Genomic DNA, 14,514 nt, shown 5'->3' with positions numbered 1-14,514 from the left:
ACTTCTTCTTTCCCTTCCCTTCGAGCTTTCCCCAACGCCGAACGTTCATCTAACAGCGCCTTTTGACGCATTTCATACAGTCGGCGCATTTCTTTGTCCTGGCTTAAAAATTCTAAGGTGGTCATGGCTTTTTTCAACTCAGGTGTTTCCATCGCTAGTTCCTCCCATTCATTTTGCCCGATCCCTTTCAAAAAAGCAGCCATTTTGTTAATCGATCGGATAAATCATAATGTTCCTCTTCCAGTTTACAGAGCTCCATGATGTGAATTTCAATGTCTTCGGTTAAGAGAATATGGGTCGTATCCTCACGCAAATGAAAAATGTTGTGATATTGATGATTATCCACCATATCGAAATCCAAAATATTGATCGTTATGGTCTTTTTAAGATCTCGGTATTCTTCTCCTTCTTGCATCTGTTCTTCATACAGTTTCGCCCAATAATACAGCGTTCGTTTCTCCATATCGTACTCATTGGATAATTGGATCTCAATATTGATTTGTTCTCCTTTGGAGGTTACCGCTTTTATGTCTAAAACAGACTGTTTATCTTCAAGTGCATCTTTGTCAATATAAGGATTCACAAGGGAGATCGACGTGACGGGGTCCGTTAATGCATCGTTTAAAAACCGAAGGAGCACATCTTTGTTCTCCTCACTTCCAAAAATGCGTTTGAAAACGAAATCAACCTTCGGATCAAGTAAATCCATCGTTTTCTCCTCATTTCAAATAGTTTGCCTATATTATAACATGAAGTCATTTTTCTTACATCGATTGTATCCAGATTGACTTTCCAAGTTACTATCGGGATTCTCACTCGTTTTTCGGCCAACTTCTTCTGATGGGATAACGCATGGCATGCTTCAGACGAGTTCATCTAAGATCAACACTTGACTTCTCCAGCCCTCGCTTAAAATGTGCGAGCGTTCCTAAGCGGAAATGCTCTTCCAGTTGACTCACGACATCTTGCTCCTCTGCATGACAATTGATACTGAGCAAATGTGCCTTTCTTCATCCGGGCCATCCTTCATAATCGCATTCCCCAAATGGACACCCCATACCTCCCTCATGTACAATTTCCTTAGCACTACCATCTGGAGGACAGGGTCAATGAACGAAAGACAAAAGACGATTCTTCTTTTTTTAATGGAACAGCAAGAGTTTGTATCAGTAACAAAGGTCGCCTCGAAGACGGGATGTTCTGAAAAAACGGTTCGCAATGACTTTAAAGTGATTGATTCCATGTTAGCGCAAACGAAGACAGGGAACATGATCCGGAAGCCAAGTGTCGGCGTTCGGATTGATATGGAAGAAGAAGAGCGAGTAGCCTTGAAGAAAGAGATCCACCCTTTTAGTGCCGATGACACAAACTCACCCGCGAAACGGCAGTTGGATATCGCTCGGAAGCTTTTAGAGGGGGAAAAGAGGTGGACGATTCGTCAATTAAGCGAAGTGTTTTACGAAAGCACCGCGGTGATTCGACAAGACCTAGAGGAGCTTGCCACTTATTTTCAAACGTTTGATGTTGAGCTCGCCTTACGTCCGAATGTAGGGATTAGGATTGAAGGGGAAGAACTGAGCCGGCGGATGCTGCTTGCGGATATCGTGAAAAGAGAGGTGGAGGAAGAGTCCCAGGGACAGGCTTTCACGAACGGCTGGTTTTCGCCATTTGAATGGGAAGCCGTGAAGAAAATTCTTCGCACTAGCCAAGAAGAGGCAGCATTTACAGAAAACAGTTTAAAAACACTGACAATCCACATCTTACTCGCGGTGAAACGAATCAAACAAAAACAAATGATTGAGCTGGACCACGAACAGTTAGAAAACGAACGAGTGAAACCCTCATTTAAACAGGCGGCTTCGGTAGCAAAAGAGCTACAAGCGTTCTTCTTAGTAAAATGGCCGGCTTCAGAAGTGGCGTACTTGTCTTTTCATCTCGGCAGTGCAAAGTTGGACCTGGAGCACGGTGAATGGGCCGCCCTGCCGATTAGCGATGAAGTCAGCGATTTTACGAGTCAATTAATCCAAACGGTTGCTGAGTCAAGCTCCTACCCTTTTACAAACGACCGTGACTTGTACAAAGACGTGGCGACTCACTTGCATTCCAGCTTAAATCGCCTGGAGCATCGCCTAAGTATGAGAAACCCAATGATGAGTGACATTCGGAAAATGTATCCGTATTTGTTTGAGATCACTCTCGATGCCTTAAAGGAAATAAAGCCTGCTGTCCACTGGCCATTAGACGAAGCCGCCTACCTTACCATTCATTTTCAAGTGGCTTTAGAAAGATTGAAGAAATGGTCGGGGGAAAACAAGCGTGTCCTCATCGTCTGTCCAATGGGCGTTGGCATGGCTCGTTTGCTCAGGACCAAATTAACACGCACCTTCCATTCGCTCAAAATCGTCGCTTCCGTTAGCACTCAGGAGATCGGCAACTACAGCGAGAGCGAGATTGACTTTATTATCTCCACGGTCCCCCTTCAAGAAACTGCCATTCCCGTCGTTCACGTCTCCCCCTTTCTCAAAGAAGAGGAACAGCGTTCGATTAGTGAAACCATGAAAACGCGCAAACGAGCACGAGGAACATCCACACTCGCAGAGTTAATTGGAGACCCAACCAACATTGTGTTCATTAATGAGAGCGGGAGCGACCGGCTTCTGGTGATCAAATCCCTAGCGAATCGGCTTGTGGAAAAGGGCAGTGTGGATCCATCCTATACGCATAGTGCCTTAAAGAGAGAAATGAACGCATCCACCTACATTGGCGGAGGAGTGGCGATCCCCCATGGCGACCCGAAGTTTATCCACCGGCAGGAAGTGCTGCTCGGTGTGTTGCCTAAGCCTATGGATTGGACAGGCAAACCGGTGGCCCTTGTCTTATTGCTTGCGACAAACCTAAAAGAAGGCGAAAGAGTGAAACGTCTTTTTGAAGAGATTTCCGCCTTGAGCGACCAGCCAGAATTGGTCCAACGCCTCAGCAAGGAGAAGGATCCGCAGACGATTTTTTCATTGTTGTGATCGCCGTTAATTCCTTTTTGCCACAAGTTCCGGTAAAAGAACGCTTCCATTCTCCCCTTAGTTCTCTCGTATAATGAAGGCAAGAAACAAAGGGGGAATCGATATGAAAGTGGTAGCGGTTACGGCCTGTCCCGTTGGGATTGCCCACACGTACATGGCCGCAGAGAATTTGCAAAAAGCTGCTGATAAGCTAGGCGTTGAAATAAAGGTAGAAACGCAAGGGTCGGTTGGAGCTGAAAATGTCCTGACTGCAGAAGATATCAAACAGGCAGACGGCGTCATTTTCGCTGCGGATAAATCGATTGAGAAAGAGCGATTTGTTGGGAAGCCGCTCGTGGAGGCCGGTGTGCAAGATGGCATTCACCGGGCTGAAGAGCTTATTCAACAGCTCAGGGACGGCAAAGGAGAAACGGCAAAAGCCGGAAAAACGGTAGAAAGCAACGGGAAACAAGAGAAAAAGCAGAATCCAGTGTACAAGCACTTAATGAATGGCGTTTCCTTTATGATTCCGTTCATTGTCGTTGGCGGATTGCTTATGGCGATCTCCCTCTCCCTCGGGGGCGTGCCTTCGGAGGAAGGACTCGTCGTTCCAGATGACTCAATTTGGAAAACGGTAGAGAATATCGGAGGAGCAGCGTTTTCCTTCATGGTTCCAATCTTGGCAGGATTCATTGCCATGTCGATTGCCGATCGTCCCGGTCTCGCCCCGGGAATGGTTGGTGGATTCATTGCCGCTAATGGTAGTTTTTACGGAAGCGAAGCAGACGCAGGCTTCATTGGCGGAATTATCGCTGGTTTTCTTGCTGGGTATGTGGCCTTAGGCATTAAAAAACTGAAAGTGCCCAAAGCGATTCAACCGGTGATGCCGATTATTATCATTCCAGTGCTTGCTTCACTGGTTGTCGGCCTTTCCTTTGCCTTCTTGATTGGAGAGCCCGTAGCGGCACTCTTTGAAGCGCTGACCGTTTGGCTTGAAGGCATGCAAGGGACAAGCACCATCGTACTCGCACTGATCCTCGGGGGAATGATTTCCTTTGATATGGGAGGCCCCGTCAATAAGGTCGCCTTCCTCTTCGGTTCAGCGATGATTACAGAAGGAAATTTCGCGATTATGGGCGCTATCGCTGTAGCGATCGCTGTTCCGCCGATTGGGCTTGGGTTAGCAACGTTCCTTAATAAGAACAAATACGAGCAAGCAGAAATTGAAGCAGGAAAAGCTTCGTTTACGATGGGGCTATTTGGGATTACCGAAGGGGCGATTCCATTCGCCGCCAAAGATCCACTGCGTGTGATTCCGAGTATTATGGTTGGTTCGATGACAGGCGCTGTTATTGCCATGCTTGGCGGAGTCGGCGGACGCGTCGCTCATGGTGGGCCGATCGTAGGTGTACTTGGCGCCATTGATCAACTGCTTATCTTTTTCATTGCCATTGCCGTAGGCGCCATCGTAGCGGCTCTCGTGGTCAATTTTATTAAAAAAGACATCAGCAGGGGGGCTGTTCCTGTTGCAGACGGCGCCGGAAATACAGCAGTCGAAGCGGAGCCTGAGGCAACGGTGGCCTCTGTCGAACAAAAGACAGCGCAAGACGAGAGCTTCAACAAGTTAACCGATCTCGTCACCATGGACCTGATTGCCCCGTCCCTGCAAGGCGTTAAACGAGACGATGTCATTGACGAACTGCTCCTCCATTTGAGAGAACAACATGTCATTGATAGCGAAGCATCATTTAAGGAAGTGATTTTAGCCCGTGAAGCACAAAGCACCACGGGACTAGGAATGAACGTCGCCATCCCCCACGGCAAATCCGGCAGCGTCCGAAAGCCAGCCGTCGCCTTTGGGGTTCACCGCGACGGCGTCGATTGGCACAGCCTAGACGGAACGAGCGCCAAGCTTATCTTCATGATTGCGGTTCCCGAAGAACGGGCGGGCGACGATCATTTGAAAATCCTGCAGCTTCTATCGAGAAAACTGATGGATGATACGTTCAGAGAGCACTTACTGCAAGCAGAAACGAAAGAGGAACTTTATCAACTGCTTGACCAGATTGAATAATGACCGAAAAGCGTAGGCGGGTCGAATAAGAGCGAGTGTCGTCCTCTGGTTTGGACGACGCTCGCTCGTTCTGCGTTTCGGAAGACCAGCTCTGGACCCGTGCTAAACAAGTAGAGCCGCGCAAACCCCTGCGCGGCTTTTGTTTAAGTACATACAAGAAGCGGCGTAGACTTCATCCCCCTGCCTTCTTATAATTTCGCTTCATCATCCCTCTCGCCTTCCGCATTCCCAGTCCCTCGTAGTAAGGCTGGAGCTCTTCTTCACATAGCAAGTCGATCATATAGAAATCTTCCAGGTCAGCGAGGATTTCCTCCATTAGCCGTTTTCCGATCCCCCTCCCCTGATAGGCAGGCAAGACTTCGAGTAGTGGAATATAGGCAGAGAGCACGCCATCGCTCACCGCTGTCACATAGCCAACCACGATATTCGACTGTTCCTCCACCGCGAGGACAATATAATCACTGTTATCTAGGAGTTCAAGGTGCTTCTTGGCAGAAGGGAGGTGGGGCCAGCCGACAAAGAATCCTCCTTTCAAGTCTTCCACGCTCACGCCTTTTGTCGTTCGTGTGTAGCGCATATGATCATCTCCTATTTTAAAAGTCTTCCTTTACGTTTTCTTCGTAGACTACGGATTACCTTTAAGTCGAGGGCCGTATCTTTATCGTCGAAGCCAGAGAGCGAAATGTTAGTGGGGCAACTAAAAGAGAACAAGAGGGATCCTTTTTTGCACGTCCATCTCAAACGCAATTACACGGAATATTGATATCGCTTCAATTGCTGGTTAACACCGTATCTATTAAAAAGCCACTAGGGCTCGAGTTCAAAGAAAAAGTCTCCTACTAAAAAAATGAATGGTCCGAGATTTGTCCCGGATGCCATTCATCTTTTCGTTAGTTTGAGAATAACAACCGCCAACAACCCTCTTCCTCTCAGGGCCTATGCCATGCCATCGCCCGGTTAACAGGCTTCCTTTCTTTGAAAGTGGCCGGGGCTAACCCCCCCCCCCACTTCAAAACAGCTTAAGGTTTAACCTTCTTTCATGCAGGGTAGAACAATGTCTTCACGTATCCTGGTGCCCCACTTGTCATTTCTTTAAACGTTTTAGGCCCTTCGCTCATCGAAAGTCGATGCGTAATCATTGGTTTTGCGCTTAACTCACCTGTAGCCATATAATGCACCGTTGTACTCCACTCTTTACCTGGAAAAGGCACAGAGAGTGCGTTCCAAGATCCATATACGGTCAGCTCATTACGTACAATTTTCTCAAAATAAAACCGCTCTACGTTGACATCGCCATAAGGGATCCCCATGAAGACAACTTCTCCTCCTTTTTTAGGTAAGGCAAGGACTTGTGCCGAAGTAATTGGCGAGCCTGCTGACTCAATGGCTACGTCAACGCCAGCACCGTTTGTTTTAGCATGAATTTGATCATGTGCAAGACCTTCTAATGAATTGATCAGGACGTCTGCGCCAACTTCTTTGGCCACAGCCAGTTTCGCTTCATCAATATCAATTGCATACACTTTTTTGGCTCCGAAAATTCTTGCCCATTGAATTGCAAGTAAACCTATGCTGCCACAGCCCATAACAGCAACTTCTGCTCCTGGCTGTATCGATGTACGATAAAACCCATGTGCGACCACTGCTGACGGTTCAATCAGTGCTGCCGTGTCATAGTCAATTTCGGTTGGAAGTGAAATGACGTTTCGCGCTGGTAATTTCACATAGGAGGCAAATGCACCAGAATGACGTGCCCCAATGACTGTAAGTGCTTCACATCGTGAGGGTTCACCTTTTTGGCAGCTTTCACACACGCCGCAGTGAAATGTTGGACAGGCAGCTACACGATCGCCTAACTGAATTGCTTCCACACCACTGCCAACTTCAACGACAACGCCGGCAAACTCATGACCAAAGGTCATTCCGCTTACGTATGGCCCTAATTTTTTATATCTGGACAAGTCGGATCCGCAAATGCCAGCTGCCATGACTTTTATCAAGACTTCATTTTCATGTTCAATCTCTGGTTTCGGCGACTCTTCATAGCGAATATCTTGGATATCATATAAATTTAAAGCTTCCATATCTTGAGCCTCCGCATTACTGTTTGTTTGGCTACGCTTCGTTTGCTGTTTTCGATTTCTTCGTTTTTAAGAGGATCTTCAAAAAGGCAGCCCCGACAATAATCGAGTTAAAAATCATTTGGTGTTCAAAATAAATATCTCCAATTCCTCTTATTGGCCCTAACATAAAGTCTAGCATTACGTCGACCATGTTAATCTCCCCGTTTCCTTAAAAATATTGTTCCATCAGTGAAGGGGTTTACGAACTCATCAGGCGTATGCGGCCTGTCTCGGTGAGGCGGGAACTCACTCGGAACTTTCCACGTGACCATTAATTAGTTCGTTAGTCTGTTACAGGTGTTAATAGCACTTTAATCGCTTCCCCGCTCTTAATCACTTGGTATGCTTCTTCCCATTGTGTAATATTGAATTCGTGTGTTACCAAAGCCCTTGCATTAACACTGCCGTCATTCATTAACAAAAGCGAGGGCTCCCAATCGGCTGGCTTTTGGCTTCTGCTCCCGACAACGCGGATTTCTTTTTGAATGATCTTTTCCAAATCAAATGAAATCTCCGGGGTGGCAAACAGACCGACTTGGCTATACTGCCCTTTTTTACGAAGCAGGTTCAGCCCTTGCCTCGCAGCCGGCACCGCTCCAGAGCATTCAAACACAATGTCTGCTCCGTAACCATTTGTCAACGAGTTGACAAGCTCTTTAATGTCTTGTTCCTGAGTATTTACGACATAATCAATACCTAATTCTTTCGCTTTATCGAGACGGATTTTATCGTTCGTCAAGCCAGTAATGACCACTTTTGCTCCACGGCTCTTTGCGACTTGCGCTGTCAACAATCCAATTGGCCCTGGTCCGATGACAATGGCAAGATCGCCTTTATTAATCTCTGTTTTAGCAACTGCGTGATGTGTGCAAGCAAGTGGTTCCGTCATGGCAGCCGATTGGTCGTCTACGTTTACCGGCAAAAGATGTAAGCTTTCTTGCCGAGCGATTAAATAGTTTGCAAAACCACCGTCTTGCTGTGTGCCGAGGCCTTTTCGATGATTGCAGAGATTATAATCCTTGGATTGACAGTACTCACATTCCCCGCAAACTGAAAATGTTGTTTCGGACGTGACCCGATCGCCCACTTTAAAACGATCGACTCCAGCGCCAACCTCAACAATCTCACCAGAAAACTCATGTCCTAATGTAACCGGAACGCCAACTTTATAATGACCCTCATACGTGTGGATATCTGAACCACAAATGCCGGCATACTTTATTTTAATTTTAACTTGGTTCTTCCCTGGCGTTGGTTCTTGCTTGTTCTGTATCTCTAGGTTTCCAAAACGATCTGCTGTTTTAACCAAAGCCTTCATTCTAATTCCTCCTCCTATCCCTATCTCTGTAGTTCATTTGTTTAGCTGAACAAGCTAAACAGCTTAACGATCAAGTAGTTTACAATATTTCCGCCTTGGTCAATACTTGAAATTTGCGCTGATCCCTCAGGCATATTGAAATTCCCGTCTATTGCCATTTGGGTGAATATTGGCGCAACATCTGTTGCAATGTAGAGCGAAATCGCAATCATAACGGCACCGACAATGACCGAATGGATAATGTTCCCTCTTGCAGCTCCAACGATAAAGGCGACAATAAATGGAATTGTTGCTAAATCCCCAAAGGGGAGCAATGCGTTCCCTGGCAAGATAACCGCTAAAAGAACCGTGACTGGCACTAGAATAAGTGCTGTTGAAATAACTGAAGGGTGTCCAAGCGCAACAGCTGCATCTAGTCCAATATAAATTTCACGATCGCCAAACCGTTTGTTTAGCCATTCGCGTGCCGATTCTGACACAGGCATTAACCCTTCCATCAAAATCTTTACCATACGAGGCATCAGGACCATAACAGCAGCCATCGCAATCCCAATTTCAATGATATCGCCAACGCTGTATCCAGCTAGAAATCCAATGGTTGCCCCAAGCACCAAACCGATAAAAATTGATTCGCCCATAATGCCGAAACGTTTCTCGATTGTTTCAGGATCCGCCGCCCAGTTTTTAACACCAGGTATTTTTTGCAACCCTTTTACCAAGAAAATTCCTGGTGCATACGAAATGGTGCTTCCCGTAGCAATGGATACGCCTGGAAGTTCGTAGAATTCGCTGACCATTGGCGCTGTCCAGTCTGCTACTTTCAAACAAACAACTTGGAAGATAACAGCCGCAAGCAAAGATAAGACTAGATTGTTTGTCACCACATAGACCATCGCTGCCGTAAATGTGTAATGCCAGAAATTCCAAATATCAACATTCATAGTCTTCGTTGTTTTCGTCATTAACATAATAACGTTTACAATCAGTCCTAGAGGAATAATGAACGCTGCTACAATGGAAGCCCAAGCAATTGATGACGATGCTGGCCATCCTATGTCAATTACATTTAATTCAACACCTAAGCGGTCTACCATTCCTTGTGCGGCAGGACCTAAGTTGTTTACAAGCAAATCAACGACTAGGAAAATACCGACAAATGCCACACCGATCGTTAAACCAGAGCGAAATGCCTTGCCAGGCTTTTGGCCGAATAATAACCCTAGTAAAAAGATGGCAACTGGCAAGATAACGGTTGCCCCTAAACCTAAGAACCCTTGAAGGAAATCGACGAATCCATCCATTTTTGTTCCTCCTCTATTTAAATAGATCTCGATTTCTCTAAATCAGAGAAACCGAGGAATCTATAGTCAACTTAATTTCATGTGATCGTTAGGCTTTTAGCGCTTCTAAAATTTGTTTTTTTGTATCTTCTGTACCGATACCGGTTAGAAATGAACGTGCGTTGATAACTGGAAATGGATATTCTGTTTTTGTCATTGCTGTTGTGACAAGCAAATCGGCTGTATCAACGTGGCTGCTGACTTCAGAAATTTTGATCTGGACTAAGTCCACTTTCAAGCCGTTTTCTTTTGCCATTTCCTCAATCGCGTTGTTCACAACAGTTGACGTTGCGATTCCTGCTCCGCATGCAACTAATACTTTTTTCTTTTTCATTATTACTCACCTCCTTTAAGTGATGGTTGAGCTAGGTTCTCTTGCAAAAGTGTTTTTAGTTCTGTTTGGTTGGTTGCGTTAACAATTTTCATTAGTTTCTCCTCGCTTTGAAAGATTTGCATAAGCTGTTGCAGAAGGTTCAGCTGTGAATGGGCTTCGTCCATCGCAAGCATAAAGACAATTTTTACTGGCGTTGTTTCTGTTTCGTCTCCTCCCATGACCCCGAATTTCACAGGCTCGCGCAACACCGCTACGCTAATTGTTTTCTTACGGACATGTTCGACGTCGGTATGGGGGATCGCCACGGATACGCTTCCTGTTGGTAAACCTGTTGGAAACTCCCCCTCTCTTGCAACAACTGCATCGATAAAGCTTTCCTTTACAAGTTTATTTTCAACAAGGTTTCTCCCCATTTTTGTGAGAATCTCTTCCTTTGTCTCTCCCTCGACATCTAACAGGATGGTCGACCCATCTACTAACCTTTCGCTCATCCTCATTACTCCTATCTGTTTTTTTCTCTATCTTCACTCCAGTGAATACGTGTCTATAATGTCCGTAATTTCTGCTACTGTGTTTGCTTCGATTAATCGATTTCGGTCCTCTTCTGACGCAGAAAGCCTAAGCAACTGCCTAAGCCCCCGTATATGCTGATGCTTATCTACGGCTGCAATCACGACAATTACATGGATCTCTTCTTCTTCAGAAAATGCTACAGGTTCTCTCAGCCTAAGCAGGCTCATGCCAACTTTTTGGACCCCTTCCTCTGGCGCCGCATGAGGAATGGCTAAGTGCGGACCAATCACTATATAAGGATCACGGTCCCGATTGTTTACTAATGCTTCAACATACCGCTCCTCAATCTTCCCCTTTTTAACAAGCGGTTCGGCACTGATGCGAATCGCCTCTTCCCAGGACGAAGTCGCGTGTTCCATGGAAATATACGGAGGTTGAATCAACTCATTTAAGTTGATGACCTTATCTTTTTCTTCCGCCTGCTTTGTTTCCTTATTGGAGAAGAAATAACGCTGCAAATCTTTCAACAGTGCCTTCTCATTTGGAATGGACGCGTGATTTTTGATGATGTCCAACACATGGTCCACATTAATTTCATTTGGATTATAGCCGTGTACATCTAGCATGACTTGTTTTTTTAAGCGATAACGTTCTTCTTTTCCGAGAAACGCTTTCGTGACATAAAGTTTTTTGTCTGCCTCAAGAGGTGTTTGCGAAAAGACAATATCATAGGCTAGCTCGTACGTTTTAAATTCCCTAACTGAAAGCGAATCCAGAAAGACAAACTCCGGGAACAACTCGCTCAACTCTTTGAACATCAACCGCGATACAGAAACTCCTTGGGGACAAACCACAATCGCTTTTACTTTCTTTTCAATGCTTTCGCCTTGTCTTGTCATCCACGCCCCAATGAGCATCGTAATATACGTGACTTCATTCTCTGGAATTTTCTTTCCGAGCAATTCTTCTAATGGACCTAGACAACGTTTGACCAGGTGCAGCAATTCTTTGTATTCCGTACTTACTGAATTTTTCACGACATCCATTTCTGTTAACTGGTATTTAATACGGTAATAAGCCGGCTTGATGTGCTGCACGAGCTTCTTCATAAGCAGTTCTCGATCGTGGAAATAGATGCAGGCACTCTGTTCAAATAGCCTGAGCATCGTTGAAATGGCGGGAACTAAGTTTGGTATGACATTATCCTCGTCCATAATCTCCGACCAATGAATGTTTGCCGCCAGCAAATGCAGCGCAACAAACATTCGCTCTTGCATGGGTACGTGCTTTACATTACGAAAAATTTCTTCAGTTGCCTGATATTCCTTCGTATCAGAAAGCTCATCGTATTCAATTGAAAAAGGATCTAAGATGTTTTCATTTTCAATTCTCCTTAAAACAAGGATAAAGACGTAAGGCATCGTTAAAAGCTTCTCATCTGTAAACTTAATCCCTAATTTGATTTCTACATTTTCAATCCGCTGATTGAACTCATCAACCTCGCTCTGCTTCACGTTGGCAACATCTTCAAGCTTCCATTTCCCCGTTTTTGTACGAAGGATAAAACCGGTCAAATCAATCAACAGTTTGCGAACTTGAAATTCTTTGCCCTCCAGAAGGTACCCTGATTTCCGCGAATATCGAACACTCAAGCCGTAATCATCTAAATAATACTGAACATGCTTCAAGTCATTGAGAATGGTATTTTTGCTGTATCCTAACGCGGAATGAAAATGTTGAAGCGATAGCTCTTCTTTGCTGCTTAAGAGCATCATCACAATTAACTGTACGCGTTGTTCCTCAGTAAGAAACATCGTTGTGTCGGGTTCGCTTGGCAGGGCCTCCCGGCTTACTTTCTCCAAAATTGATCGATGAACAACAAAATGACCTTGCCGCGTTCGTTCAATCTCGGGAACCTTTTCCTGCTTAAGCCATTCATTAATTTGCCAAATGCTGTACCCAAGCTGCCTGCGAGTAATGTTGTACTTCTTTTCCAACGTTGCGCTGTTTATGCTTGGATTGCTCACTAACTCATTGAGAATTCGTTGACTGCGATCATTGAGCGCCAATTCATTCCCTCCTCTTACGTAGATTATAGCATCGAGAAAAGTACAAAAAAATGCGCTTTCATCACAACTTATCGTGCAGTTAATGTACAACACCGTGTTTTACATAGTAGATCAAAGAAAACGTTGATTTATTTGCTGCTAAGAAAACGGCTACACTAGCTAGCATCATCATTCTATCTTGCGGAAAATGAAACTGCTATTCAACAAAAGTTATCAATTAAATCCGTATTTCTTTAAGTAATGAAAAACAGCTGCTTGGAAAAGTACTTTCCCGAGCAGCTGTTTAAGGATGGTACACCTCGCTTACCCCTTAATTGGCAACGGAGCCTCTGCTGAAATTAGTTCTTTTTCAACCAATTCATACCAAAAGACAGACGGGATTTCAGCTTTCATTGCCGTTAAATCCTCTTCAATCCGATCTGGACGAGTAGCACCAGGAATGACGGCGGATACTGCTGGGTGGGCGGCTGAAAATTGAAGTGCAGCGGCTTTTAAGCTAACGTTGTGACGCTGCGCAATCTCCTCTAGGTACTCTACTTTTGCTAGGATTTCTGAAGAGGCTTCTTCATAGTTGTAATAAGCACCCCCGAGCAACACGCCTGAATTATACGGGCCACCGACAACAATCCCAACGCCCTTTTCTTGCGCGCTAGGCATCATGCGCTCTAGCGCACGCTCATGTTGCAGAAGCGTGTATTGGGTGGCCGACAAGCATAGGTCAGGGTTTGCATCGGTTAACCCCATGGCCAGTTCAATCGGCTCGGTGGTATTGACTCCGATGCCCCAAGAGTTAATGACTCCCTCGTCACGTAGGCGCGTGAGCACACGGAAGGCCCCTCCTCTCGCCTCATCAAATTTTGAGATCCATTCGTCTCCATGAAAGTCAAGCGAAATGTCATGGACATAGACGATATCTAAGCGATCTGTTTTTAATCGCTCGAGGCTTTGCTCAATCGAGCGGAGTGTGGCGTCTTCAGTGTAATCGGTAATCACTTTGTTTTTACGCGCGTATTCAAACAATCCTGCTTTCTCTTCCTCTTCGTCTGAAATGACACGCCCTACTTTTGTGCTAATCACATAGTCATCGCGATGGTATTTAGATAACGCTTCTCCTACTCGTAGTTCCGAAAGACCGGCTCCATACAAAGGAGCTGTATCAAAATAGCGAATGCCTTGGTCCCATGCAGCCTCTATGGTTGCCTGAGCTTCTTCTTCTGAAACATTGCGGAACATGTTTCCTAGAGGGGCTGTCCCTAATCCGAGTTTTTCTTTTAGCGCTTTTTCTAGGTTGTTCATGCCGAGTCACCCGTTGCCAAAAACTTATAAAAATCTATAAGCAATGTTTCGTTCCTGTTTCTCCGTGTCCGATTTCGCTGGATCGCTACTCTCGTTTGCTATAACACTCCGCAGGCGTAAATTCGGGTACAACGAACCCTACATAGGAGCAGTGTCTTGGTAGTGACTAGGCTGCTCCTGTTCCAAACGTAGCTAAATTTAGAGCCGCATTCCTATCTCGGTCTATTTTTAGTCCACACTCGCAGTTGTAGATTCTGTCGGATAACTTCAAGTTCTTGTTGATCTCTCCGCACGAACTACAAGTCTTCGAAGATGGATAAAACCGATCCACTTGAACGAACTCAATCCCACTTTTCTCACACTTGTATTTCATCTGTCTAAGAAATTCGTAGAACTTTTGCTGGGATATCGCTTTAGCTAAGTGACGATTCTTCATCATTCCGCTCACATT

The 14,514-nt window shown here is 45.3% G+C and carries 12 protein-coding genes and 1 pseudogene; 2 read left to right on the top strand and 11 right to left on the bottom strand.

Going from position 1 to position 14,514, the window contains the following annotated elements; translation table 11 throughout:
* Positions 1-709: pseudogene (locus tag AVZ68_RS18900) on the bottom strand (Rpn family recombination-promoting nuclease/putative transposase); the annotation flags it as partial.
* 400 nt (positions 710-1,109) lie between these two features.
* Here AVZ68_RS18900 and AVZ68_RS18895 point away from each other — a divergent pair.
* Positions 1,110-3,017 carry a BglG family transcription antiterminator gene (locus AVZ68_RS18895; protein ID WP_059106133.1) on the top strand — a complete coding sequence of 636 codons (1,908 nt, stop codon included), beginning with the start codon at positions 1,110-1,112 and terminating at the stop codon, positions 3,015-3,017.
* A gap of 103 nt (positions 3,018-3,120) precedes the next feature.
* Positions 3,121-5,070, top strand: a complete 1,950-nt coding sequence (locus tag AVZ68_RS18890) for a fructose-specific PTS transporter subunit EIIC (RefSeq protein WP_059106132.1) — start codon at positions 3,121-3,123, stop codon at positions 5,068-5,070.
* 172 nt (positions 5,071-5,242) lie between these two features.
* On the opposite strand, the gene AVZ68_RS18885 is transcribed toward AVZ68_RS18890, so the two are convergent.
* From AVZ68_RS18885 to AVZ68_RS18845, 10 genes are all read right to left on the bottom strand, one after another.
* Positions 5,243-5,647 (bottom strand): GNAT family N-acetyltransferase, encoded by a 405-nt coding sequence (locus AVZ68_RS18885; RefSeq protein WP_059106131.1) that lies wholly within the window; start codon positions 5,645-5,647, stop codon positions 5,243-5,245.
* A gap of 460 nt (positions 5,648-6,107) precedes the next feature.
* Positions 6,108-7,154 (bottom strand): galactitol-1-phosphate 5-dehydrogenase, encoded by a 1,047-nt coding sequence (locus AVZ68_RS18880; RefSeq protein ID WP_059106130.1) that lies wholly within the window; start codon positions 7,152-7,154, stop codon positions 6,108-6,110.
* Between the two features lie 31 nt (positions 7,155-7,185).
* Positions 7,186-7,344 carry a hypothetical protein gene (locus AVZ68_RS20535; RefSeq protein ID WP_180316737.1) on the bottom strand — a complete coding sequence of 53 codons (159 nt, stop codon included), beginning with the start codon at positions 7,342-7,344 and terminating at the stop codon, positions 7,186-7,188.
* A gap of 132 nt (positions 7,345-7,476) precedes the next feature.
* Positions 7,477-8,511, bottom strand: a complete 1,035-nt coding sequence (locus tag AVZ68_RS18875; protein ID WP_059106129.1) for a zinc-binding dehydrogenase — start codon at positions 8,509-8,511, stop codon at positions 7,477-7,479.
* Positions 8,512-8,552: 41 nt separating this feature from the next.
* Complete coding sequence (locus tag AVZ68_RS18870) at positions 8,553-9,812, bottom strand: galactitol-specific PTS transporter subunit IIC (RefSeq protein WP_059106128.1); 1,260 nt, start codon at positions 9,810-9,812, stop codon at positions 8,553-8,555.
* Between the two features lie 88 nt (positions 9,813-9,900).
* The gene (locus AVZ68_RS18865) at positions 9,901-10,185 is read right to left on the bottom strand and encodes a PTS sugar transporter subunit IIB (RefSeq protein ID WP_059106127.1); all 285 of its coding nucleotides are present in this window, start codon (positions 10,183-10,185) and stop codon (positions 9,901-9,903) included.
* A gap of 2 nt (positions 10,186-10,187) precedes the next feature.
* Positions 10,188-10,676, bottom strand: coding sequence for a PTS sugar transporter subunit IIA (locus tag AVZ68_RS18860; RefSeq protein ID WP_059106126.1), 489 nt, complete (start codon positions 10,674-10,676; stop codon positions 10,188-10,190).
* A gap of 33 nt (positions 10,677-10,709) precedes the next feature.
* Positions 10,710-12,767 (bottom strand): BglG family transcription antiterminator, encoded by a 2,058-nt coding sequence (locus tag AVZ68_RS18855; RefSeq protein ID WP_059106125.1) that lies wholly within the window; start codon positions 12,765-12,767, stop codon positions 10,710-10,712.
* Between the two features lie 303 nt (positions 12,768-13,070).
* A complete protein-coding gene (locus tag AVZ68_RS18850; RefSeq protein WP_059106124.1) occupies positions 13,071-14,063 on the bottom strand; it encodes an aldo/keto reductase in 993 nt (330 codons plus the stop codon).
* Between the two features lie 166 nt (positions 14,064-14,229).
* On the bottom strand, positions 14,230-14,514 hold a 285-nt coding region (locus tag AVZ68_RS18845; RefSeq protein ID WP_157404737.1), incomplete at its 5' end, for an RNA-guided endonuclease InsQ/TnpB family protein.

Source organism: Shouchella shacheensis (assembly GCF_001484965.1).
Classification (GTDB): domain Bacteria; phylum Bacillota; class Bacilli; order Bacillales; family Bacillaceae_D; genus Shouchella; species Shouchella shacheensis.
The sequence above is the reverse complement of the archived record's forward strand: the minus strand, read 5'-3'. Positions and strand labels throughout refer to the sequence as shown.

Bases quoted from the DNA above. Each gene is read 5' to 3' on its own strand.
- AVZ68_RS18895 (WP_059106133.1), top strand. From the start codon at position 1,110: ATGAACGAAAGACAAAAGACGATTCTTCTTTTTTTAATGGAACAGCAA.
- AVZ68_RS18890 (WP_059106132.1), top strand. From the start codon at position 3,121: ATGAAAGTGGTAGCGGTTACGGCCTGTCCCGTTGGGATTGCCCACACG.
- AVZ68_RS18885 (WP_059106131.1), bottom strand. From the start codon at position 5,647: ATGCGCTACACACGAACGACAAAAGGCGTGAGCGTGGAAGACTTGAAA.
- AVZ68_RS18880 (WP_059106130.1), bottom strand. From the start codon at position 7,154: ATGGAAGCTTTAAATTTATATGATATCCAAGATATTCGCTATGAAGAG.
- AVZ68_RS20535 (WP_180316737.1), bottom strand. From the start codon at position 7,344: ATGGTCGACGTAATGCTAGACTTTATGTTAGGGCCAATAAGAGGAATT.
- AVZ68_RS18875 (WP_059106129.1), bottom strand. From the start codon at position 8,511: ATGAAGGCTTTGGTTAAAACAGCAGATCGTTTTGGAAACCTAGAGATA.
- AVZ68_RS18870 (WP_059106128.1), bottom strand. From the start codon at position 9,812: ATGGATGGATTCGTCGATTTCCTTCAAGGGTTCTTAGGTTTAGGGGCA.
- AVZ68_RS18865 (WP_059106127.1), bottom strand. From the start codon at position 10,185: ATGAAAAAGAAAAAAGTATTAGTTGCATGCGGAGCAGGAATCGCAACG.
- AVZ68_RS18860 (WP_059106126.1), bottom strand. From the start codon at position 10,676: ATGAGCGAAAGGTTAGTAGATGGGTCGACCATCCTGTTAGATGTCGAG.
- AVZ68_RS18850 (WP_059106124.1), bottom strand. From the start codon at position 14,063: ATGAACAACCTAGAAAAAGCGCTAAAAGAAAAACTCGGATTAGGGACA.